Consider the following 21,752-nt stretch of genomic DNA (forward strand, 5'->3'; position numbering starts at 1 on the left):
GCCGATGAGCACGGAATTCTGGATCTTCCTGCTGGTCGGCTTCGGCGCTCAGATCGTCGACGGAGCCCTGGGCATGGCCTACGGCGTGGTCTCGACGACAGCCCTGCTGTCGATGGGCGTGTCGCCCGCCGCTGCTTCCGCCAGCGTCCATGCGGCCAAGGTCTTCACGGGCGCCGCCTCGGCCGCGTCGCACGTGGCGCACAAGAACGTCGATTGGAAGCTGCTGACGCTGCTGTCGATCGGCGGCGTCATCGGCGGGGTGGCGGGCACCTATCTGATCACCTCGGTGGACGGAAAGCTGATCCGACCCTGGGTTATCGGCTGGCTGTTCCTGATGGGCCTGATCATCCTCTACCGCGCGTGGAAGAGCGCCCGTCCGCGCGCGCTGCCGGTACATGGCCCGGCGCCTCTGGGCCTGATCGGCGGCTTCTTCGACGCCATCGGCGGCGGCGGCTGGGGTCCGATCGTGACCTCGACCCTGCTGAGTTCCGGCGCGGATGTCCGCAAGGCCATCGGCACCACAAACACGGCCGAGATGTTCGTCGCGATCGCGGTTTCGACGTCCTTCATCGCCGCGCTGCTGACCGGCCACTGGAAGAATACCGAGATGGCCGATCACCTGTGGCCGGTGCTGGGGCTGATCGTCGGCGGCGTCATCGCCGCGCCGGTCGCCGGCTGGGTCACCAAGGTGATGCCGCTGAAGCTGTTGACCTGGATGGTCGGTTTCCTGGTGACCGGCCTGGCTGTCTGGCAGGGGCTGCAGCTGGTCCTGAAGTAGGCTTCAGGGCCGGCGCGTGCGCGCCCAGACGACGGCGGCGATCGACGCCCCCAGCAAGACGGCGCCGATCTCATCCCAGGCGCCGTCCCACAACAGCGCGCCGACAAGGCCGACAAGGCTCAGCACGCCCAGGACGACGGGCCAGCCGAAGGTCGAGTTCAGCCACCGCCGGATCATGACCGCCTCCGCGAGCGGGCCAGCCACAGGTAGAGGCCGGACCCCAGAATGACGATGGTGATGAGGTCCAGCACGCCCCAGACGATCTTGAGCCCCATGCCGCCATAGTCGCCGAAGTGCAGGGGCTGGGACAGCGACAACGCCTTGACGTACCAGGGCGTGGGGGCCAACGCCGACAGCTCGCCGGTTCGCGCATCGATCAGGGCCGGCGTCGTCAGATGGCGCGTCAGCGACGTCTCGCCGTGGAAGAAGACCGCATAGTGGTGGTCCGTCGAATAGTCGGTGCCGGGGAAGGCGACGAACTGCAGCGTCATGCCGGGCAGGGCGGCCTTGGCCTTCTCCACCGCCTGGTCCAGCGACGCACGCTGACCCGTCGGCGCAGGCGTGTCGTAGGCCGTGGTCAGGGTCTTCAGCGCGTCGTTCTTCCAGAACTCCAGGATCGGCGTGGCCAAGGTGTTGACCACCCCCGTGCCGCCCACCACCAGCACCCAGGCCGCGGTCACCACGCCCAGCAGGTTGTGCCAGTCCAGCCATCGGGTCCGGGCCGCCTTCTCGATCCGCAGCGTCCCGAACGGCAATCGCCGCATGAAGGGCGCGTACAGAACCACCCCCGACACGGTGGCGACGATCAGCAGCAGACCCATCGCGCCGAGGAACAGCATGCCCGGAAGGCCCAGGAACATCTCGGTGTGGAGCTGGAGCAGGAACTCAAGCACCGGATGGCCGGCGACCGCGGGCGCCGGCTCGCCCGAGGTCTGGTCGATGGGCTGGAAGCTGTAGCGGCCGGTCGGTCCGTTCGGATCGATACTGGTGACGTTCACCACCGGCCGGTCTTCGTCGAAGCTCATGAAGGCGGCGACTTCGCCTGGCCTCCGGGCCAGGGCGGCGTCTAGGACCTGATCGAGATTCAATCGATGCCCGTCCGCGCGCGTCGGCGCCCAGGGCTCGTCCATCAGCAGTTCGTTCAGCTCGTGACTGAACACCAGCGGCAGGCCGGTCAGGCAGAGCATCAGCAGGAAGGCGGTCGAAATCAGGCTCGACCATTTGTGGGTCCAGGCCCAGGCGCGGATCGTTCCGCTTTTCATGCTTCAGCCCCCCTCAGCGACGTGACTTCGCTATCGGACCGTCGGGGGGCCGCAAAGGTCCAAGGTCATCACGACGGGGGTGCCAATGGGGCCGCTGGCGGGCGTCATCCTGCCACGCTTGCTACCGGGCACGGCGACGTTATTGTCGGACCAAAGAGGGTGGGGACCCCATGGAACGACCAGGAAAGCCGACACGCGCAGAGGCCGCGCGCTTCTTGCTGCGTGCGCAGTTCAGCGCCGATGAGGCTGACCTTCAGGCGCTGACCGCCGAGGGCTACGACGCCTGGCTGGAGGCGCAGTTCGCCAAGCCCGCCTACATGACGGGCGCACAATGGCTGGACGCCCGCGGCCACAACGCCGTCACGGCCGAGGCCCGCTACTTCTGGCCGATGGCCGGCGACCACATGATCTGGAACCAGCTGCTCGCCGCGCCGGACCAGTTCCGCCAGAGGGCGGCCTTCGCGCTCAGCCAGTTCTTCGTCGTCTCGCTGAACCCCATCGACGGCTTCTGGCCGCCCTACATGATGGCGGGCTACTGGCATGTGCTGACGCGCAACGCCTTCGGCGATTTCCGCACACTGCTGGAGGAGATCACGCTGAACCCCGCCATGGGGAAGTATCTCAACACCCAGGGCAATCTGAAGGAAGACCCCGCCACGGGTCGCCAGCCTGACGAGAACTACGCGCGCGAGATCCTGCAGCTCTTCTCCATCGGCCTCTATGAGCTGAACCCCGACGGCACGGAGAAGCTGAACGCCGCCGGCCAGCCGATCGAGACCTATGTCCAGGCCGACATCTCCAACCTGTGCCGCGTCTTCACCGGCTACGACCACGACCTCAGCCACACATCCAAGACCAACGTAAGCTGGCAGGACTATCCGGTCCTGGGCACCCGCTTCTGCTCCGATCCGATGAAGCTGGATCCCGGCAAGCATTCGAACCTTGAGGTCAACTTCCTGGGCCGCACCATTCCGGCCGGGACGCCGGGACCGGATGCGCTGAAGATCGCGCTGGACCACATCGCCGCCCACCCGAACGTCGGGCCGTTCTTCGGCAAGCAGATGATCCAGCGGCTGGTGACGTCGAACCCTAGCCCCGCCTACGTCGCCCGCATCGCCGCCGCCTTCGACGACAACGGCCAAGGCAAGCGCGGTGACCTGAAGGCTGTCTGGCGCGCGGTCCTGACCGATCCGGAAGCCCTTAAGCCCGTCGACGCGACAGACCCTCTAGCCGGCCGCCTGCGCGAGCCGGTCGCGCGCATGGTCAGCTGGGCCCGCACGGCGGGGGTCGCCTCCGAAAGCGGCGCCTATGAAGTCTACGACCTGTCTCGCAGCGACGAGGGCCTCGGCCAGAGCCCGCTGCGCTCGCCCTCGGTCTTCAACTTCTACCGGCCCGGCTATGTCCCGCCGCATACGGGAATATCCGAAGCGGCGCGGCTGGCGCCGGAGTTTCAGCTGCAGAACGAGACCAGCATCGCCGGCTACATCAACTTCATGCGTGACGCGGTCCGCTGGGGCGTGAACGACGTCAAGCCGACCTATGCGGAGATGACGCCCCTGGCCCACGACGTGCCCGCGCTGATCGATTTTCTGAACCTGAAGCTGGCCGCCAATCAGCTGTCTGAACCGACGCTGGAGCTGATCCGGACGGCGTTGGCCAGCAAGGGCGTCACCGCCGACAGCTCCGTCCCCGCCAAGCGCGACGTGCTCGCTTCGGCCTGCCTGCTGGTCCTCGCCAGCCCCGAATACCTGGTGCAGAAATGAGCGGTTTCGGCGACCTCAACCGCGGCCACAGCCGCCTGACCCGCCGCGCCTTGCTGGGCCGCGCCGGGGCCTTGGGCATGATGGGGGCGGCCGCGCCCCTGGCCATGAACCTGGCCAGCGCCGGCGAAGCGGCGGCCATGAGCAACGGCGACTACCGCGCCCTGGTCTGCGTCTTCCTCTACGGCGGCAACGACCACGGCAACACCCTGATCCCGTACGATCCGGTCAACCACCGCCGCTACGCCAACATCCGTGGCTCGGTCGCCATGGGCCGCCAGCATCTGGCGGCGACGGCGCTGCATCCGGTTCAGCCCCAGACCCTGACCGACGACATGTCGTTCGCCCTGGCGCCCTATCTGCCGCGCATGAAGGTGCTGTTCGACTCGGGCAAGGCGGCGGCCCAGCTGAACGTCGGCTCGCTGGTCACGCCCCTGACCCTGGCACAGTACGAAAGCTCCAACCGCGCCCTCTATCCCCTGCCGCCCAAGCTGTTCTCGCACAACGACCAGCAGTCGGTGTGGCAGGCCTTGGGGTCCGAGGGATCCAGCGTCGGCTGGGGCGGGCGTCTGGGCGATCTGGCGCTGTCGGGCAACGACAACAGCCTGCTGACCTGCATCTCGGCGGCGGGCAACGCCGTCTTCGTCTCGGGCCGCAACGCCCTTCAGTACCAGATCAGCCCCTCCGGCGCGATCAAGGTCAAGGCGATCAAGGAGCCGGCCTACGGCTCCCCCGCCATCAGCGAGGCGCTGAACCAGCTGATCACCCAGCCGCGCGACCATGTGTTCGAGAATGAGCTGACTGTCCTGGCTCGCCGGTCCATCGCCATGGAAGGCACGGTCAACGCGGCCTTGTCGAAGGTCGATCTGACCACCTCTTTCGACACCACGCCGGGCGAGAACTCGTTGGCCGACCAGCTGAAGATCGTCGCCCGTCTGATCGGCGCCCGCAACGAACTGGGCTCGCGCCGTCAGGTCTTCTTCGTCTCGCTGGACGGCTTCGACCACCACAACGACCTGACCAACAAGCACACCGAGCTGATGGCCAAGGTCGACGAGGCCATCGCAGCCTTCTACGTCGCCACCGTCGAGCTGGGCGTGGCGCAACAGGTGACGACCTTCACCGCCTCGGACTTCGGCCGCACCCTGGTCAACAACGCCGACGGTTCCGACCACGGCTGGGGCAGCCACCACTTCGTGGTCGGCGGCGCGGTCAAGGGCGGCCGCTTCTACGGCACGGCGCCGCACATCTCGGTCGCCACAGACGACCAGGTGGGGCAGGGACGCCTGCTGCCCTCCACCGCCATCGACCAGTACGCCTCCAGCCTGGCGCGCTGGTTCGGCGTGCCCGAAAGCGAGATGGCGACCGTCTTCCCCAACATCAGCAACTTCGACCGCGGCCCCGCCTTCGTCTAAGGCTGGGTCGTGATCATCTCCTCGCCTGAAGACTATCGCGAAGCGGCGCGGCGCAAGCTGCCGCCCTTCCTGTTCCACTACCTCGACGGCGGCGCCTATGCCGAGGAGACGCTGCGCCGCAATGTCTCCGACTTCCGCGGCGTCTCCCTGCGTCAGCGGGTGTTGAAGGATGCGACCGGACTTTCGCTCGAGACGAAGCTCTTCGACGAGACCCTGGCCATGCCGGTGGTGATGGCGCCGGTCGGCCTGACAGGCATGTACGCCCGGCGCGGCGAGGTGCAGCTGGCCAAGGCCGCGGCGTCTCGCGGCGTCCCCATGACCCTGTCGACGGTCTCTGTCTGCCCGATCGAGGAAGTGGCGCCCGCGATCGATCGCCCGATGTGGTTCCAGCTGTACGTCCTGCGCGACCGGGGCTTCATGAAGGACGCGCTGGAGCGGGCGAAGGCGGCCGGCGTGAAGACGCTGGTGTTCACCGTCGACATGCCCGTGCCGGGCGCCCGCTACCGCGACGCGCATTCGGGGATGAGCGGGCCGAACGCGGCGATGCGCCGTCTCTGGCAGGCGGCGACCCACCCGGCCTGGGCCTGGGATGTGGGCCTGCACGGCCGCCCGCACGACCTGGGCAACATCTCGCGGTTCCTCGGCCAGTCCACGGGTCTGGCAGACTACATCGGATGGCTGGGCCAGAACTTCGACCCCTCGATCTCGTGGAAAGACCTGCAATGGATCCGCGACGCCTGGGACGGACCGATGATCATCAAGGGCGTCCTCGACCCCGATGACGCCAGGGACGCCGTCGCATTCGGCGCCGACGGCATCGTGGTGTCGAACCACGGCGGACGCCAGCTGGACGGCGTTCTGTCCAGCGCCCGCGCCCTGCCGTCCATCGCGGAGGCCGTGGCCGGCCGCCTGCGCATCCTGGCCGACAGCGGCGTGCGCAATGGCCTCGATGTCGTTCGCGCCCTGGCGCTGGGCGCCGACGCCGTCATGCTGGGCCGACCCGCCATCTACGCGCTCGCCACGGACGGCGCCGCCGGTGTCGCCAATCTGCTCGACCTGATCGACCGGGAAATGCGGGTCGCGATGACCCTGACGGGCGCCAACTGCATCGCCGACATCGGTCCGCACTGTTTGGTCAAGACCGCCGCCTCTGCCGAGTAGAGAGTTTTAAGACGTGCGCCTTAGGGTTGGCGCATGGACAGACGGTTGGGGGCCAACGACATTCGTTGGCGACTGTTTCGGCATGATGGGGGCAGGGCGGCGGGGCCGCCCGCCTGGGCCTATGTCCTGCTGTTCGCGGCCTGCCAGCTGGTCGGCTTGTGGAGCGCACATACCTTCCATGCGACAGTGCTTTGGCCCGCGAATGCGGTGCTGGTCGCTGCCCTCCTGCAACTGCATCGGCGTCAGGCGCTCACCGTTCTGGCGGCCTGCGTGGCCGTCAACCTGGGCAGCAACATCGTTCGCGGCGATCCGGGCCTGTTCGGCATCGCCAACGTCATTCTGAACGTCATCCAGGCCGGCATCGCCACCATCCTGGCGCGGCGCTTCTGCGGCGCTGCGCTGGACATGCGGCGGCCGCGACGCCTGTTTCGCTTCGCCCTTCTCGCCGCAGTTCCGGCCGTCGCCGTCAGCACCGTGATGGCTGCCGCACTGGCCTTGAGCATGCACCGGATCCCGCTGGGGGGTCTGTCGTTCCGCGTCCACCATCTGTTCGACATGGAACTGCTGGCGTTGATGATCGTCGCGCCGTCCCTGTTGCTGTTGGCGCGCAAGCATCGCTTCCGCACCGACGACGTCGCGCCGAAGTGGGAAGCGGCGGCGCTGCTGGGCCTGGTGCTGGCGGTCAGCCTGTGGGTGTTCGGCCAGAGCACGGCGCCGATCCTGTTCGCCGTCTTGCCTCCGCTCGTGCTTCTGGCGTTCCGCCTGTCGCCGCCCTGGACCGCCGCCGCCGTCATTCTGGTCGCCGCCATCGGGGGCTTCGCGACGGTCATCGGTCACGGGCCGGTGCCGCTGACGGTGGTGACTCCCGATCCGGCGCTGGCGGGCGTGCCGGACATCATGCGGCAGATGAACGTCTTCCACCTGTTCCTGCTGGGGATCGTCGCGACGGCCCTGCCGATCACGACCGTCTCCACCGAGCGGCGCCGCCTGACTGCGCGTCTGAAGGCCCAGACCGCGGCTGCCCTGGCGGCGCGTGAGCGGGCCGAGAAGGCCGATGCCGCCAAGTCGCGCTTCCTGGCCCTGATGAGCCACGAAATGCGCACACCCCTGACCGGCATCGCCGGTTATTCCGACGTGCTGTCCCGCGCCCCCGGGTTGAACACCGAGACGCGCCGTCAGATCGACGCCATCCGGGTCTGCGGCGACGCCATGCTGCGCCTGGTCGAAGACGTGCTGGAGGTTTCGCGTGGCGGGGACGAGGTGGCGATGGCCGTCACCGACCTGAACGTCCTGATCGAAGAGGCCGTTTCGCCGGCGCGCGCCTGGGCCGCCGAACGCGGCCTCAGCTTCGAACTTCTGGTTACGCCGGACGTGGGCTCCTACGTCTGCACCGACGGCCGTCGTTTGCGTCAGGCCCTTCAGCACATCGCAGGCAACGCCGCGAAGTTCACCAGCAAGGGCGGCGTCTGCGTCGCCGTCGATCGCGTCGGCGACCGCCTGCGCTTCGTTGTTTCCGACACCGGATGCGGCATGGGCGACGATCTCGTGGCGCGCATCTTCAACCTGTTCGAACAGGTCGATCCCTCAATCAGCCGAGTCCACGAGGGCGCCGGGATCGGCCTGGCGCTGGCCAAGGCTCACGTCGACCGGCTGGGCGGGACCATCGCGGTCAGAAGCGCCGAAGGGCATGGCTCGACCTTCACCCTCGAGGTGCCCGCCGCCATCGCCGAAGCCCCTGTGGAGTCGGCGTCCGCCGCCGCCGATCCGCGCGACGATGATCAACCGCTGCGCGTCCTGATCGTCGACGATCACCCGACCAACCGCGACTTGCTGCGCATCATGCTGCAGGCCGCCGGCTGCGAGACCCAGGAGGCGGCCGATGGGCAGGAGGCGGTCGACGCCGTCGCCGCCGCCACCTTCGACATCGTGCTGATGGACGTGCGGATGCCCATCGTCGACGGGCTGGCCGCCACTCGCGCGATCAGGGCTATGGCGTCGCCGGCGTGCGACGTGCCGATCCTGGCCGTCACGGCCGAGGCCATGCCAGAAGACGCCGCCCGCTGCGTCGCCGCCGGCATGGACGGCCACCTGGCCAAACCGGTCACCCAGGCCAAGCTGTACGATGCGGTCGAGCTGACGCTTGCCGCGGCGGCGGAGCGCGCTAAAGTAGCGGCCTGACCAATGTTCCTCCATTGGTCGTGAAGGTCTCCGCCGTGTGGCGGGCGCCAGGGCCCGGAGGCACCCATGCGGACCGCCATCCTCGTTCTGGGCATGCATCGCTCGGGGACGTCCGCTCTGACCTGGCTTCTGGGACAGGCGGGGGCGGTGTTGCCGGCCGACCCATTGCCGCCCCAGCGCGACAATCCGATGGGCTTCTGGGAGAGTCGCTCTCTCGTTGCAGAGCACAATCGGTTGCTGCGTCAGGCCCGGTCGGCGTGGTCGGATTTTCGGCCGCTCGATTTGACCCGGCTGAAGCCGGAGGAACTGGCTGACGCCAAGTCGCGCATCGGAAACGCCATTCAGGCGGCCTGGCCAGACGCGCCGTTGCTGGCGATCAAGGATCCCCGCGTCTGCCGGTTCGCGCCGCTGTTCGTCGAGATCCTGGAAGACCTCGGCATCGAGACGCGCGTCGTGCTAGCCCTGCGCTCGGCCGACAGCGTCGCCCAGTCACTGCAGGCTCGCGAGGAAATGAGCGGCGACTACGCGCGTCTGCTGTGGCTGCGGCATATGATCGAAGCGGACCGCGACAGTCGCGCCTTCCCGCGCGTCGCCGTCGACTACGACGCCCTGATGGGCGACTGGCGCAGCGCCCTTCCGGCGGTTTCGAAAATTCTGGGTCGCGACTGGGCGCCGGACGCCGCGCAGGCGACGGCGATCGATGCATTTCTGCAGCCCGCGCTTCGCCACCATCTCCCGACGATCGACACGCCTCGGGGCGTCCTCACAAACACCGTCGATCGCGTGTGGCGGGGTCTGAGCGCTCTGACGCGGCAGGACGGCTTCGAAGAGCGCCGAGAGCTGACGCGGGCCAATGATCGATTCGACGAGAAGCACTGGCTGCAAAGCGATGTGATGTACGCCGAGACCCGCCGGCTGCGGGGCGAAGCGCGTGGAGGCTGGCGACCCGAGCCGAGGGCGGCGCGGACGGGCGCCATGCGTGTCCATATCGTCGCCGCGCTGGGGGCCGGTGGGCCGCAGTCCTCGGCTTACATTCGCCTGCTTTTGCCCCTGTCCGACGCGGCGCTGGGCGAGCGGGTGACGGTTTCGCTGGACAGGTGGACCGGCGTCCTGCCCGACTGCGATGTCTGTATCGTGCAGCGTGCGGCGCTGCCGCACCATGAGGCGGCCGGATCGCTGTTGGCGCTGACCGAGCGGCGCGGCGTCCCTCTGGTCGTCGACCTCGATGACGACTTCACCGCCATGAGCGCGGAGCAGATCACGGCCGGCGGCTACGGCGATCGGCTCGACGCGCTGGAAAAGGTGCTGGCGGGGTCGAAGGAAGTCTGGTTTTCGACCTATCAGCTCGCGGCGCGGCATGCCGGCGTCATTGACCGAGCCGTCGTTGTGCCGAACGCCATCGATCCCAAACTGTGGCGTGACTGGCGACGGGTCTGGTCACCGGACGAGGACGACATGACCCGGTTCCTCCACATGGGCACCGGCACCCACGCCGAAGACTTCGCGACCATTCGCCCGCACCTGGATGCGCTTTGGCGCGATCGCGAAGGCCGGTTCGACGTGACCCTGATCGGCGTCGCGGATGAAGCGACGCCCGCGCCCTGGTTGACCCACATTCAGCCCCCGCCGGACTGTCGGGCCTATCCGAAATTCGTCGCGTGGCTGCGTCAGCAGGGACCGTTCGACGTCGGCTTGGCTCCGCTCGCCGAAACGGCCTTCAACCACGCAAAGTCGGACATCAAGCTGCTGGACTACTCGGCGCTGGGTCTGCGTTCCCTGGTCTCCGACAGCCCTGCGTACCGGGCTGATCCGGGCTTCCGATCGGCGCTCGTGACGGACTGGCCACAAGCCCTGCGTGACGCGGTGGACAACCGAGGCGACCAGCGCAGGCAGGCGGCCGCGGCGACGGCGCATACCTGGCTGAACCGGACAACGCCCCACGCAGCCGTCGTCATGATGGATCGGCTGGAGACCTTGGTGGGCCGTCCCTAGGTCCGGAGGATCTTCTCCATCGCCTTCCCTTTGGCCAGCTCGTCGATAAGCTTGTCGAGGTAGCGGATCTCGCGCATCAGCGGGTCGGCGACGTCCTCGACACGCACACCGCACACCGTCCCGGTGATGCCCTTGCGGGCCGGGTTCATCGTCGGGGCGTCTGCGAAAAAGGTTTGGATGTCCGCTTTGGACTCCAGCACCGCGGCGAACGCTGCGGGGCTATACCCGGTCAGCCATAGGATGATCCGGTCGACCTCTGCCCGCTGGCGGCCTTTGCGCTCCGCCTTGGCGACATAGGCCGGATAGACGCTCGCAAAGGGCATGGCGAAGATGCGGTGGCCGGTCATCACGCCAGGCTAGCAGTGAAGCGCGTCTCCGTCAGCCGCTCCGCTTGCACGAGGCGACGGGGGCTCTAGGCTTAAGGTGTTCAGTTGAAAGGGAATCGCCCTTGGCCCGCATCCTGGTCGCCGAAGACGACGCCGACATTCGCGATTTCCTGGCTGTCGTGCTGACGGGCGCGGGGCATGAGGTGACGCCCGTTGCGGACGGCGCCGAGGTGCTGACCCGCTTGGCCTTTCCGCCGCCGAGCATGGTGCTGATCGACCTGCACATGCCCGGCCTTTCGGGACTGGATGCGCTGAAGCAGATCCGCACCGTTCCAGCCTGGGGCAAGGTGCCGGTTGTCTTTCTGACGGCGTCCGGTGCGACTGACGACATGGTCCGTGCGCGCACGCTGGGCGCGCAGGGCTATCTGGTGAAGCCGATCCGATCGGCCGACCTGCTGGCCAAGATCAGGGTCGTGCTGGAGGACCGCAGCCTGATATGGCTGGACGACATCACGCAGTCCCGATCCGCCTGAGCGCGTCCGGCGCCGCCAGGGCCTCGGCGACGGCGGCGATGAGTTCTTCCGCCAGCAGCGGCTTGCCGACCACGCCGACAAACCCTTTGCTCAGCCATTCGGCGACCGTCGAGGGGTGGGCGTCGGCCGTGTAGGCCAGGACCGGCGTCGCCTGGCTCAGGCCGCCTGAGCGGATGGCTCTCAGCGACGTCTCGCCGTCCATCACCGGCATACGTCCGTCCATCAGAATCAGGTCGAACCGGCGCGCGGCGGCCAGGTCTGCGGCCTCTCGGCCATTCACGGCCTGGGTGACCTGCGCGCCGAAGCCGGCCAGGAACAGCCGGGCCAGCTCCCGGTTCGACGGGTGGTCGTCGGCCACCAGGATGTCGAGCCCGTCCAGGGTAAAAGCGGCAGGCTCGGCCGACCTGCCTGCAAAGGAGGCGGAGGGAGCGACCGCCGCCGCCTCGGCGGCGATCTCGAACCAGAAACGACTGCCGACGCCCAGCGTGCTCTCCACGCCCACCGTTCCGCCCATGGCCTCGCTGAGGCCCTTGCAGATGGCCAGGCCCAGGCCGGTGCCGCCCGCCTTGCGCGTGGCGGATCCGTCGATCTGGCTGAAGCGCTGGAACAGCCGCGCGGCCTGTTCGTCCGTCATGCCGGGTCCGGTGTCCGTGACCGAGCCGGTCAGACGACCGTCGGCCCACGCCATCTCCAGCGTCACGTGGCCGACCTGCGTGAACTTCACGGCATTGGAGACCAGGTTCAGCAGGATTTGGCGGATCCGGTCGGGATCGACGCTCAGCATCAGACCCGGCGACGCCTTGAGGTCCAGGGACAGATCTTTGGCGCCCACCTGCGGCGCGAACAGTTCCAGCACATCACGCGACAGCCGCTCGACATCGGTCGGCTCCGGTCGGATGGCGACCTGTCCGGCCTCCAGCTTCGAGAAATCCAGGATGTCATTGACCAGGCACATCAGCGACCGACCGGCGTTGTCGATCCGGCGCATGTAGTCCCGCGTCATGGGCGCCAGATCGTCGCGCGCCATAGCCAGGTCGGTGAAGCCGATGATGCTGGTCAGGGGCGTGCGCAGTTCGTGGCTCATGTTGGCCAGGAAATCCGACTTGACCGCCGCAGCCTCTTCGGCGGCGCGCAAGGCCGCGCGCTGTTCGGTGACGTCCTGGAACACGCCATAGAGAAGGGCAGGCTGGCCATCGGCGTCGAAGGCGCATGCGCCCTTGGAGATGACGCGGCGCGCCTCGCCGTCCCGGCGATTGAAGTCCAGCTCCAGCTCGAACGGGCCACGACCTGCCAGGGCGGCTTCAATGGCCGCGGTCAGCTCCGCGCCCGAGGCGGGCGCATAGAAGGCGATGGCGTCGCCATACTGCGGGTCATAGCCGTTCCGATCGACGCCGTGGATGGCGTAGACTTCGTCCGACCAGAAGATGCGTCCCGACGGCAACTGCATGCGCCAGTGACCGACGCCGCTCATGGCCTCGGCCATCTTCAGCATGTCTTGCTGCTGTTCGCGGCGGCGCTCGGAGCGCGCGCGTTCCAATTCGGCGACGACCAGCCCGGCCAACGTCTTCAACTGCTCAAGCTCGGTGTCCAACGGTCGGACACGCGGCACCGTGTCGATGACGCACAGGGCGCCCAGGTTGAACCCGTCAGACGTGGTCAACAGCGCGCCGGCGTAAAAGCGTACGCCCGGCTCGCCCGTCACCATGGGATTGTCGCGGAAGCGCGCGTCGAGCGCGGCGTTCTCGACGACCATGACGCCGCCGGGCGGCAGTTCGATCGTCAGGCTGCAGAAAGCGTCCTCACGCTCCGTCGAACATGTGTCTATCCCCGTGCGGCCGAGCAGCCACTGGGTGTCATCGTCGATCAGGCTGACGGACGACATGGGGCAACGGAACAAGTTGGCGGCCAGCTCGGTCGCGCGCTTGATAATCGGACTGTCCAGCGTGTCCGCCGCGCGGAAGGTGCGCACTTCGGAATCACGGGCGAAAGCGGTCATGGGCAGGTCTCGGATCGAAGCGCTGAGAATTGCCGATTAGTTTTATCACGCGGTTAAATATGCACTTTTCCCGGCCAGGTAGTCAGTCGGCCTGGCCTCGCCTTTTTCATGTCGTCGCGATTGCCGATGCGACGGCGTTCGCTTAAACGCCGGGTGTCCGGGGGAGAACGTGCGCGTCCTGATTACAAACATGCGGCTGGCCCGGTTCAGCGGCACGGAGGTGGTGGTCCAGCATACGGCGGACGGACTGCGCCGCGCCGGGCATGAGCCTGTCGTCTATGCTCCCGAGCTGGGCGAACAGGCCGAGTCCATGCGGGTCCAGGGTCATCGCGTGGTGGATCGGCTCAGCGCGGTCCCCTTCCGCCCGGACGTCATCCACGCCCAGCATGTGACGCCGACGCTGATGGCTATGGCGGCGTTTCCGGACACGCCCGTCGTTCACGTGTGCCACAGCGCCATGTTCCATATCGAGCGGCCTATTCTGCACCCCCAGATCCGACGCCATGTCGCCGTGGACCAGCTGTGCAAGGAGCGATGCCTTGCGGCGGGCGTCGATCCGGAGCGGCTGGCGGTTGTCTACAATCCCGTCGACGAGACCCGCTTCGCCAGGCGCGGATCGCTGCCTGCCAAGCCGAAACGCGCGCTGTTGCTGACCAAGACGCGCGAGCAGCGCAAGGCCGTGGCCGACGCCTGCCGGGTGCGGGGCATCGAACTTGTGGAATTGGGTCGGGCCGTCGGCCGGTTCAGCAACCGGATCGAAGACGAACTACAAGGCTTCGATCTGGTCTTTGCGACCGCGCGAATGGCGATCGAGGCCGCGGCGGTCGGATGCGCAGTGGTCGTCGGTGACGGACGCGGCGTGGCGGGGATGCTGACGCCGGACAGGTGGCCGACCTGGCGTCACAACAACCTGGGCGCCGCCCTGTTGTCCCAGCCGGTGACCGCCGAGGCGTTCGGCGCGGCCATCGACGCCTATGACGCGGAGCAGGCGCGCGCCGTCGGCGACGCGGTCCGACGCGACGCCTCGCTGGATGGCTACATCCGCGAGATGGCGGCGATCTACCAATCCGCCATTGACGATCCCGCCCTGGCGGACCCCGCCCGCACCGCGATGGCCACGGCGTCTCTGCTGGAGGATTGGCTGCCCAGCCCGGCGGAGCGGACGTGGCGGGACGTCGTATCGGAAATGGGGTGGGCGGCCCGGCGGAATGCGGAGCTTCGCGAGGTCGAGGCGCGACTGCGGACGACGACGAGCGAGGAGGCCCGCGCGACGCGCCGGTCCCTGAAGCGTGCAATGCAGGACCTGAAGGCGGCCATGGCGAAACCAGGACCGAAATCGTGAGCGCGGCGCGACCTCTGCTGGTCGTCGGCCACCCCGGCCACGAGCTATATCTGCACGGCTGGATGGAGGTGGAGGCGCCGACGGTCTGTGTCCTGACCGACGGATCAGGCCGTCATAATCCCTCGCGCGTCGACTACTCCCGTGACTGCGTCCAGCGCGCGGGCGGCACGGTCGGCGAACTGTTCGGGCAGCGTTCGGATCGGGACTGGTACGCCAGCCTGATGGATGGAGACCACAGGCCGTTCGCCGCAGCGGCGGACATGCTGGTGGCGGCGATGGAGACCGAGGGCAGCCGTCTGGTGATCTCGGATGCGCGCGACGGCTATAATCCGATGCACGACGCCGCCTTCCATCTGACCACGATCGCAGTGGAGAAGGTGCGACGGCGGGGCCTGGCGATCGACCACCTCGTCAGTCCGGCCGTCGGGACGCCGCCGAACGAACCCGCCCTGATCCGTGTCCTGGACGACGCCGCCGTCGCCCGAAAGGAAGCGGCGTTCCAGCGCTACATGCCGCTGAAGGATGAGATCAGTCACGTCCGCTCGAGCGGCACGTTGCAGACGGAGCGGGAGGCCGCCTATCCCATCTACGACGCCGTGAAGCCGGGCGAGGCGCCCGGCTATGAGCAGCACGGGGCTGAGCGGGTGAAGGCGGGCGCTTATTCGCGGTCGCTGGAATACACGCGCGACTACCGCGTGGTTATGGACGCCGTCCGCAGGGCCGTCATCTCCGATCTTCACGCATGAAAAAGGCCCGGCCGGCGCACGCCGACCGGGCCTGAAGCCGTCGAAAACGGGCCTTATTGAGCCGGGTTGACCCGATCCGCAGCACGACCAGCGGCGTCGCCGACCTGATCGGCAGCGCCGGCGACGCTGGCGGCGGCGTCGGAGACGGCGTCGGTGCGCACTTCTTCCTGGCGGTTCATGTTCAGCAGGAAGAAGGCGATGATGGCGACCAGGGCCAGGCCGATGATGACGGCGATGATGGTCCCGGCGCCCGATCCGCTCTTGCGCTCGATGATGACCGGGTTGGCGGTTTCGGTGCGTTCTACGCGGGTCTCAGTCATGAAGCTCTCTCCCAGGGTTGACTTGCCCCACAGAACCCCGCCGCCGCAAAGCGGTTCCGGCTTAGCTTCAGCGCAAGGAAAACGGCGCGCCTGCGTTGCCGCCGGCGCGCCGTTGAAAGGGTCGTCGCAACGCCCGTAAAGGGCGCCGCGGCGGGGATAGGATGTCCTAGTAGCGGACCGTGGCCAGGATGCCGAAGGTGCGCGGCATGTTGAAGTTGCCGTAGTCACCCAGGGTGGCGCGGTTGGACGGGTCGCGGCGGTAGACCACGGTCTCGTCCAGCAGGTTGCGGGCCCACAGAGCGACTTCCAGCTCGGCGCCGGCCTGGGTCGGGATGTCGCCGATCGCCAGGCGGCCATTCACGATGAACGACTGGTCGTTCTTGATCTCGAACTGGTCGAAGCTCTGGGTCGCGTCAGAGTAGTTGGCGTCGACATGGGCGCGGAAGGTGGCGCCCATGAAAGGCGATTCCCAATCAGCGGCCACCGAGCCGGCGTTCGGCGGGGTGTAGGCGATGAAGACCTTCTGGCTGACGCCGTTGAAGGGGTTCACCGTGTCCGGGATCTGAGCGTCGGTGTAGGCGTAGGAGGCCGACAGACGCAGGTTCTCGGTCACCTGGAACGCGCCTTCCAGCTCGACGCCGCGGATTTTGGTCGTGCCCGGCGCGTTCACCGTTTCCAGCGTGTTTCGGGTCGAGGCGCCGATCACGGTCACCAGGCTGAAGTCGATCTGGCTGTCGGTGCGGTCCATGGCGTAGACGGCCGCGTTCAGGCGCAGGCGGTTGTCCAGGAAATCGCCCTTCAGGCCGATTTCGTAGGCTTCCACTTCTTCCGGATCGAACGAGCGATAGGTCAGCGAGCGCGAGGAAGCCCCGCCGGCGCGGTAGCCGGTCGAGTATTTGGCGTAGACGTTGACGTCGTCGCTGACGTCATAGGCCAGTGTGACCAGCGGATCGAAGCGGTTGACCGACGAGTCGAAGTGCAACTCGCCCGCCACGCCGTTCACGACCGGGAGGGCGTTGCTGACCAGCTCCAGCGTGCCGTCCTTGTCGTCCCACGTGTAGCGACCGCCGACCGTCAGGTGCAGGGCGTCGTTCAGGACCGCAGGGGTCCAAGTCGCCTGGCCATAGATGGCCTTGGACTCGGCGTGCGCGGTCGACTTGCGGTCCAGGAAGCGGTTGCCGCGAATGGTCGGCAGCGGATCACGGATGGTGTAGCCCGTGCCGTCGGCGTTCCAGGTGTTGGTCGACGGGGTCGCCGCGTCGTCCGACACGGTTTCCTTGAAGTAGTACAGGCCCGCCACGTAATCGAGGCGATCCAGCGAACCGATCGCCTGGAACTCCTGGCTGAACTGGTGCTGCCAGAAGCCGGCCAGCGAGTAGCGGCTGAAGTTGCCGTTCGGGCCGGTGACGGGCGGACGGTGGGCGCCGGCGATATTGTCGTACTGCTCGACGTCCAGATCGCGATAGGCCGTGATCGAACGGATCGTCAGCGCGTCGTTCAGGTCATAGTTCAGGTGCAGGTCCATGCCGCGCGTGTCGTCGACCGACCATTGCTGCGGCACGCCGATGTCGGCGCGGGTCATGCGCTCTTCGCCTTCGACCACGACGATCGGGGCCAGGTCGCGAATGCTACCCGACGGGACCGAAGCGGACGTCCAAGGCACGACCGGCAGGCCGTTCGGGTTGAAGTTCAGCAGCTGCGAATAGAACGGGGTGTTCTTGTCCTTGCCGACGTCGGCGGCGAAGTCGGCCGTGAAGTTGTCCGACGGGGTCCAGCGGGTCTGGAAGCGCAGGCCGCGACGGTCGTACTGGCCGAAGCCTTCTTCACCCGGCAGGATGTTGTCGGTGACGGCGCCTTGCACCTGGATCACGCCGTCGACCTTGAAGGCGAAGTCGCCCAGGGCCGGCAGGTTCAGGTGCAGTTCCGAGGTATAGCTGTCCAGGTTGCCGACGCCGGCGACGGCGCGCAGGCCGAACTGGCCCGTGGGCTTGCGGGTCACCAGCGACAGGGCGCCGCCTTCGGTGTTGCGACCGAACAGGGTGCCTTGCGGACCCTTCAGGACTTCGACGCGCTCGATGTCCAGCAGGGCCGAGGCCAGGCCGTGCTGGCGGGCCAGGTAGACGCCGTCGACATAGACGCCGACGCCCTGTTCACGCGCGGGCTGGTTGGCGTCGTTCGGGACGATGCCCCGGATGCCGATGGTCAGGGCCGACTGGCGGGCTTCGAAGGTGGCGATGCGCAGGCCCGGGACCGAACCGTCGGCCAGGTCCATCAGCGACTGGACGTGGCGGTTCTCCAGGTCCTCGGCGCCGACGACCGAGATCGAGATCGGGGTGTCTTGCAGGTTCGTTTCGCGCTTGGTCGCGGTGACGATGATGTCGCCCAGGCTGGCTTCGCCGGAAGCGGACGCGTCGGCCATGTCCTGCGCGAAGGCGCCGGTGGCGGTGAGGGCGGTCAGGGCGCTGCCGAGCAGGAGGCCGGCGCGCAGATGTTTGGTGTTCATGGATATCCCCGGTGAAAGCGGGGCTGGCTCTAAGCTCGGCCGGTGTCGCTAAGGTCTCACTTTCGCGATGCGTGTGCGTCAGGCGGGCGGCAGTCGCGTGACGAATGGGAGGTGGCCTGAGGGATTGTCGCGGTTCGGTCGTGTGGCAGCAGGGGTCACTGTACTGATCGTGAACGGAAAACCGTCAAGGGCTGCGCATGGACCGCTCGCAGACGTCACGCGCGACAGCGTGTCACGTAGCGGTCTCGAAGATGTCCGAACGGTTACCGACAGCGGCCAAGCTGTGGCGCCCGGGCCACCGTATGGCTGTCAGGCCGCCTTGCGATGGGGCTCCGCGGCGGCTGGGACGGAGCGGTGAATCGGCAGGTCGAAGCTGACGGTGGTGCCGCGACCGGGCTCCGAATCCATCGCCAGCGCCCCGCCGTGCATCTCGATCAGGGATTTGGTCAGCGACAGGCCCAGGCCGGTGCCTTGCGTCGTCTTGGAGTGCTGGTTCTCGACCTGCTCGAACGGCCGGGCCAGACGCGCCAGATCCTCGGCCGCGATGCCGATGCCCGTGTCGGCGACGGCGACCCGTACATAGTCCACGTCCGGCCGGGTCAGCCGCACGACGATCTCGCCCCCCTCCGGCGTGAACTTGATCGCGTTGGAGATCAGGTTGAGCATGACCTGCTTGCAGCCGCGATGATCGGCCTCGATCTCGGGCACGTCGTCGGCGGCTTCCAGCGACAGGACCAGGCCCGCCTCCTGCACCTTGCCTCGCATCAGGCGGATGGCGTCCTCGCTGATCTCCTGCAACGACACGGGTTCGTAGTGCAGGACGTGCTTGCCCGCCTCGATCTTGGCCATGTCGAGAATGTCGTTGATCAGGCTGAGCAGATGCTGGCCCGACTTCAGGATGTCGGCGGCATAGCCCTTGTACCGCTGGTCCCCCAGCGGCCCGAACATCTCGCCCGCCATGATCTCCGAGAAGCCGTTGATCGCGTTCAGCGGCGTGCGAAGCTCGTGGCTCATATTGGCCAGGAACTCGCTCTTGGCCTGGTTGGCGGCCTCGGCGCGGGTCATGGCGACCTCGTACTTGCGGGCCAGCAGCGACAGCTTTTCCTGGCTGGCCTCCAGCTGTTCGACAGTCAGCCGCAGGGCGTCTGCGGCGCGTTGGCGTTCGGCCTCCTGGTGCTTGATGTCGGTGATGTCCGCGGCGGTGACGACCGAGCCGCCATCCGAGGTGAAGCGCTCGGAAAGCTGCAGCCAGCGCCCGTCCTGTAGCTCGACTTCGCGGGCCCCGGCGCGGCCGCCCGCCGCGGCCTGGTCGTGACGGATGGCCAGGGCGGCGATGCGGTTCAGCTCGTCCTTCATCGCCCCCCGCCGAACCATCTCCGGCTCATAGTTGAAAGCGTCCACGAAGGCCTGATTGCACAGCAGCAGCCGCCCCTGGCGATCGAACAGGACAAAGGCGTCGGAGATGCTTTCCACCCCGTCGCGCAGGCGGCTTTCGGCGGCCTGTGCGGCGGCCTTGGCGCGCCGGGCCTCGGTGATATCCAGCGCAACGCCCAGGATCTCGGAGAAGCCGGCGTCGCCGCGCGCACCCCGCGCCTGGCCCCGCGCGTCGATCCATCGGGCGCGGCCGTCGGGCGCGGCGACGGGGAAGGTGACCTCGAAGGCGCCGAAGGTGGAGGCCTGGCTCAACGCATGCTCGACTTCCGGGCGATAGCGCGGATGGATGCGGGCCATGACGGCGTCGGCCGCGATGGCGCCGCCCTTCGGCAGGCCCAGCATCTCGGCCATGAAGTCGGAGACGGTGACGGTCTCGCCTTGCAGGTCCCACTCCCAGACGCCGCAGCGTGCGGCCTCGACGGCGACGCGGAAGCGGTTCTCGGAGGCGGCCCACTGCACGCGCGACCGGCCCCGTCGCCAGGCGGACAGCAGCATCAGAAGCATGACCACCACACCGACGGCCAGGGGCGCGCCCAGCACCCAGGCGTCGTTCAACAGGGCGGCCGCGCCGCTGGGAGCGGGCGCGACGGCGACCGCCGTCAGGCCGGTGTCCCCCACAGGCGCGGCGGCCACGACGCCGCCCTTCACCGCGCGGGGCGCTGTCTGGGTGCGCAACTCCGGGAGGTCCAGGCCGAACGCGGCCATGGAAGTCTGGCCCAACAGGCCCGGCGCGGCGGCTGCGACGACGCCTTCGGAGGCGCTGGCCAGGGCCAGGCGCGCGTCGCCCTCCCCCGACAAGGCGCCGACAGGTATGCGAGCGACGATGCGCGGCTCGCTTCCCACTGTGACCAGCAGGGCCTTGCCGTCACGCGTCGCGGCGGGGACGGGACCGGCGGCTTCGGGACGGCGGGCGCGGAAGGCTTCGGCCGGCGCGCCCAGCACCGCCTGCGCTTCGCCATCGACGCCGATTAAGGCGAAGGCGGCCTCGGGCGCGGTGGCGCGGGCCAGCTCCAGCGCCGCCAGGGGCGCACCGGCGTCCCGGCCCAGCGCGGCGGACGCGGTCTTCAGCGCGGCATCAACGGGGGCCAGCCTGGCGCGGGTCTCGGCGGCCAGCAGGCGAGCGTTCTGCTGCAACGCGGCTTCACGCAGGGCGTCCGCTTCGCGAATGGGCAGAGACAGGCCACGCGCGACCAGCAGCACATAGGCCGACACGCCCAACGCCGCGACGAGGAGCAGCACGCGCACCCAGTCATTGGTGCGCGTCCGCCGATCGGCGGCCCGGCGACCCGGCATGGCGACACGGCGCTCAGTGCCCGGCAAGGGCGATCTCCCGACGATCCAGCGAACAGGCGAATCTAGGCTGCGTCGCGGATTCGTGTCGAGGCTTGCCGAGATCAGGCCGCCTTTCGCGCCACCGACACTGTGGATGGCGAGGCGACCGTCTCGGTGACGTCGCTCAGCGCGGCGCGCGCCTGGCGGGCCAGATCCAGCATCACGGGAGGCGCATCGTCGGGGCTTTCGGACACTACTTCGATCAGCGCCTCGGCCAGGGCCATCAGACGAGGCGCGGCGGCGATCAGGCGCGCCTGCAGCTCCATGCGGTCGGGATCGCGATCGTATTCGGCCCCCGGCACCCGCCAGCCGCCCCAGTCGGCGTCGTCCGTCACGACGACCGGATAGGTGCCGGGGAAGGGGTGATGCGGGCAGTCGTCGGCCTGTTGCCACTTGTTGCGCGCGCGGAGCAGGCGCCACTCGCCCATGCCTGCAGCGGTGGCGACCTCATCGGCCGGCAAGGCCAGTTCGTTGGCCAGAAATTCGCGGCCCAGACCCACGTCGTAGGTTACCCGCACCGGCTCGTCGAAGCCCTTGGCCCAGACGGGCTGCACCTTCTCGATATGGGCCCAGGCGCCGACGCATTCGACCCAGACCTTCTGGCCTTTCTGGAATTGTGCGCGCGCCATCTGGGCCAGCCTCCCGTATTCGGAGCGAGACTGGCCCACAGGCCG

The 21,752-nt window shown here is 68.1% G+C and carries 17 protein-coding genes; 9 read left to right on the forward strand and 8 right to left on the reverse strand.

Annotated features, from left to right (window positions below; translation table 11 throughout):
• The first annotated feature begins 4 nt into the window (after nt 1-4).
• Nucleotides 5-778 carry a sulfite exporter TauE/SafE family protein gene (locus ASG17_RS04655; RefSeq protein WP_056099836.1) on the forward strand — a complete coding sequence of 258 codons (774 nt, stop codon included), beginning with the start codon at nt 5-7 and terminating at the stop codon, nt 776-778.
• A 3-nt stretch (nt 779-781) separates the two neighbouring features.
• Here ASG17_RS04655 and ASG17_RS15560 read toward each other — a convergent pair whose 3' ends face one another.
• Both ASG17_RS15560 and ASG17_RS04660 read right to left on the reverse strand, forming a co-directional pair.
• Complete coding sequence (locus ASG17_RS15560; protein WP_162238772.1) at nt 782-955, reverse strand: DUF4175 domain-containing protein; 174 nt, start codon at nt 953-955, stop codon at nt 782-784.
• Nucleotides 952-2,040 (reverse strand): PepSY domain-containing protein, encoded by a 1,089-nt coding sequence (locus ASG17_RS04660; RefSeq protein ID WP_056099839.1) that lies wholly within the window; start codon nt 2,038-2,040, stop codon nt 952-954. The genes ASG17_RS15560 and ASG17_RS04660 overlap by 4 nt, the downstream gene beginning before the upstream one ends.
• 170 nt (nt 2,041-2,210) lie before the next feature.
• On the opposite strand from ASG17_RS04660, the gene ASG17_RS04665 reads away from it, so the two are divergent.
• The 5 genes from ASG17_RS04665 (at nt 2,211) to ASG17_RS04685 (ending at nt 10,546) form a co-directional block, all read left to right on the forward strand.
• On the forward strand, nt 2,211-3,803 hold the full coding sequence (locus ASG17_RS04665) for a DUF1800 family protein (RefSeq protein ID WP_056099841.1): 1,593 nt from the start codon (nt 2,211-2,213) through the stop codon (nt 3,801-3,803).
• A complete protein-coding gene (locus ASG17_RS04670) occupies nt 3,800-5,215 on the forward strand; it encodes a DUF1501 domain-containing protein (protein ID WP_056099844.1) in 1,416 nt (471 codons plus the stop codon). The genes ASG17_RS04665 and ASG17_RS04670 overlap by 4 nt, the downstream gene beginning before the upstream one ends.
• Before the next feature lie 9 nt (nt 5,216-5,224).
• Nucleotides 5,225-6,376 carry an FMN-dependent L-lactate dehydrogenase LldD gene (gene lldD, locus ASG17_RS04675; protein ID WP_056099847.1) on the forward strand — a complete coding sequence of 384 codons (1,152 nt, stop codon included), beginning with the start codon at nt 5,225-5,227 and terminating at the stop codon, nt 6,374-6,376.
• A 33-nt stretch (nt 6,377-6,409) separates the two neighbouring features.
• Nucleotides 6,410-8,554, forward strand: coding sequence for a response regulator (locus tag ASG17_RS04680; RefSeq protein ID WP_082496114.1), 2,145 nt, complete (start codon nt 6,410-6,412; stop codon nt 8,552-8,554).
• 66 nt (nt 8,555-8,620) lie between these two features.
• The gene (locus ASG17_RS04685) at nt 8,621-10,546 is read left to right on the forward strand and encodes a hypothetical protein (RefSeq protein ID WP_056099850.1); all 1,926 of its coding nucleotides are present in this window, start codon (nt 8,621-8,623) and stop codon (nt 10,544-10,546) included.
• Here the strand turns inward: ASG17_RS04685 and ASG17_RS04690 are convergent.
• Nucleotides 10,543-10,893 carry a DUF2200 domain-containing protein gene (locus ASG17_RS04690; RefSeq protein WP_056099854.1) on the reverse strand — a complete coding sequence of 117 codons (351 nt, stop codon included), beginning with the start codon at nt 10,891-10,893 and terminating at the stop codon, nt 10,543-10,545. The genes ASG17_RS04685 and ASG17_RS04690 overlap by 4 nt on opposite strands.
• Before the next feature lie 101 nt (nt 10,894-10,994).
• On the opposite strand from ASG17_RS04690, the gene ASG17_RS04695 reads away from it, so the two are divergent.
• Nucleotides 10,995-11,405 (forward strand): response regulator transcription factor, encoded by a 411-nt coding sequence (locus tag ASG17_RS04695; RefSeq protein WP_056099857.1) that lies wholly within the window; start codon nt 10,995-10,997, stop codon nt 11,403-11,405.
• Here ASG17_RS04695 and ASG17_RS04700 read toward each other — a convergent pair.
• The gene (locus ASG17_RS04700) at nt 11,383-13,401 is read right to left on the reverse strand and encodes an ATP-binding protein (protein WP_056099859.1); all 2,019 of its coding nucleotides are present in this window, start codon (nt 13,399-13,401) and stop codon (nt 11,383-11,385) included. The genes ASG17_RS04695 and ASG17_RS04700 overlap by 23 nt on opposite strands.
• A 169-nt stretch (nt 13,402-13,570) precedes the next feature.
• Between ASG17_RS04700 and ASG17_RS04705 the strand changes: the two genes are divergently transcribed.
• Together ASG17_RS04705 and ASG17_RS04710 are read left to right on the forward strand one after the other, a co-directional pair.
• Nucleotides 13,571-14,743, forward strand: a complete 1,173-nt coding sequence (locus ASG17_RS04705; protein ID WP_156367726.1) for a glycosyltransferase family 4 protein — start codon at nt 13,571-13,573, stop codon at nt 14,741-14,743.
• On the forward strand, nt 14,740-15,489 hold the full coding sequence (locus tag ASG17_RS04710; protein WP_056099864.1) for a hypothetical protein: 750 nt from the start codon (nt 14,740-14,742) through the stop codon (nt 15,487-15,489). The genes ASG17_RS04705 and ASG17_RS04710 overlap by 4 nt, the downstream gene beginning before the upstream one ends.
• Before the next feature lie 53 nt (nt 15,490-15,542).
• On the opposite strand, the gene ASG17_RS04715 is transcribed toward ASG17_RS04710, so the two are convergent.
• The 4 genes from ASG17_RS04715 to ASG17_RS04730 all read right to left on the reverse strand — a co-directional run bounded on the left by ASG17_RS04715 (nt 15,543) and on the right by ASG17_RS04730 (nt 21,707).
• A complete protein-coding gene (locus tag ASG17_RS04715; protein WP_056099868.1) occupies nt 15,543-15,809 on the reverse strand; it encodes a hypothetical protein in 267 nt (88 codons plus the stop codon).
• Between the two features lie 166 nt (nt 15,810-15,975).
• On the reverse strand, nt 15,976-18,312 hold the full coding sequence (locus tag ASG17_RS04720; protein WP_056099871.1) for a TonB-dependent receptor: 2,337 nt from the start codon (nt 18,310-18,312) through the stop codon (nt 15,976-15,978).
• Nucleotides 18,313-18,621: 309 nt separating this feature from the next.
• Nucleotides 18,622-21,066: an ATP-binding protein gene (locus ASG17_RS04725; RefSeq protein WP_056099875.1), complete on the reverse strand. Its 2,445-nt coding sequence runs from the start codon at nt 21,064-21,066 to the stop codon at nt 18,622-18,624.
• Nucleotides 21,067-21,140: 74 nt separating this feature from the next.
• The gene (locus tag ASG17_RS04730; RefSeq protein ID WP_056099878.1) at nt 21,141-21,707 is read right to left on the reverse strand and encodes a hypothetical protein; all 567 of its coding nucleotides are present in this window, start codon (nt 21,705-21,707) and stop codon (nt 21,141-21,143) included.
• Between the last annotated feature and the right edge of the window lie 45 nt (nt 21,708-21,752).

Origin of the sequence: Brevundimonas sp. Leaf363 (assembly GCF_001424025.1) — a bacterium.
Classification (GTDB): Bacteria; Pseudomonadota; Alphaproteobacteria; order Caulobacterales; family Caulobacteraceae; genus Brevundimonas.

Excerpts from the sequence above, each read along its gene's own strand:
- ASG17_RS04655 (WP_056099836.1), top strand. The coding sequence starts at position 5 with ATGAGCACGGAATTCTGGATCTTCCTGCTGGTCGGCTTCGGCGCTCAG.
- ASG17_RS15560 (WP_162238772.1), bottom strand. The coding sequence starts at position 955 with ATGATCCGGCGGTGGCTGAACTCGACCTTCGGCTGGCCCGTCGTCCTG.
- ASG17_RS04660 (WP_056099839.1), bottom strand. The coding sequence starts at position 2,040 with ATGAAAAGCGGAACGATCCGCGCCTGGGCCTGGACCCACAAATGGTCG.
- ASG17_RS04665 (WP_056099841.1), top strand. The coding sequence starts at position 2,211 with ATGGAACGACCAGGAAAGCCGACACGCGCAGAGGCCGCGCGCTTCTTG.
- ASG17_RS04670 (WP_056099844.1), top strand. The coding sequence starts at position 3,800 with ATGAGCGGTTTCGGCGACCTCAACCGCGGCCACAGCCGCCTGACCCGC.
- ASG17_RS04680 (WP_082496114.1), top strand. The coding sequence starts at position 6,410 with ATGGACAGACGGTTGGGGGCCAACGACATTCGTTGGCGACTGTTTCGG.
- ASG17_RS04685 (WP_056099850.1), top strand. The coding sequence starts at position 8,621 with ATGCGGACCGCCATCCTCGTTCTGGGCATGCATCGCTCGGGGACGTCC.
- ASG17_RS04690 (WP_056099854.1), bottom strand. The coding sequence starts at position 10,893 with ATGACCGGCCACCGCATCTTCGCCATGCCCTTTGCGAGCGTCTATCCG.
- ASG17_RS04700 (WP_056099859.1), bottom strand. The coding sequence starts at position 13,401 with ATGACCGCTTTCGCCCGTGATTCCGAAGTGCGCACCTTCCGCGCGGCG.
- ASG17_RS04715 (WP_056099868.1), bottom strand. The coding sequence starts at position 15,809 with ATGACTGAGACCCGCGTAGAACGCACCGAAACCGCCAACCCGGTCATC.
- ASG17_RS04720 (WP_056099871.1), bottom strand. The coding sequence starts at position 18,312 with ATGAACACCAAACATCTGCGCGCCGGCCTCCTGCTCGGCAGCGCCCTG.
- ASG17_RS04730 (WP_056099878.1), bottom strand. The coding sequence starts at position 21,707 with ATGGCGCGCGCACAATTCCAGAAAGGCCAGAAGGTCTGGGTCGAATGC.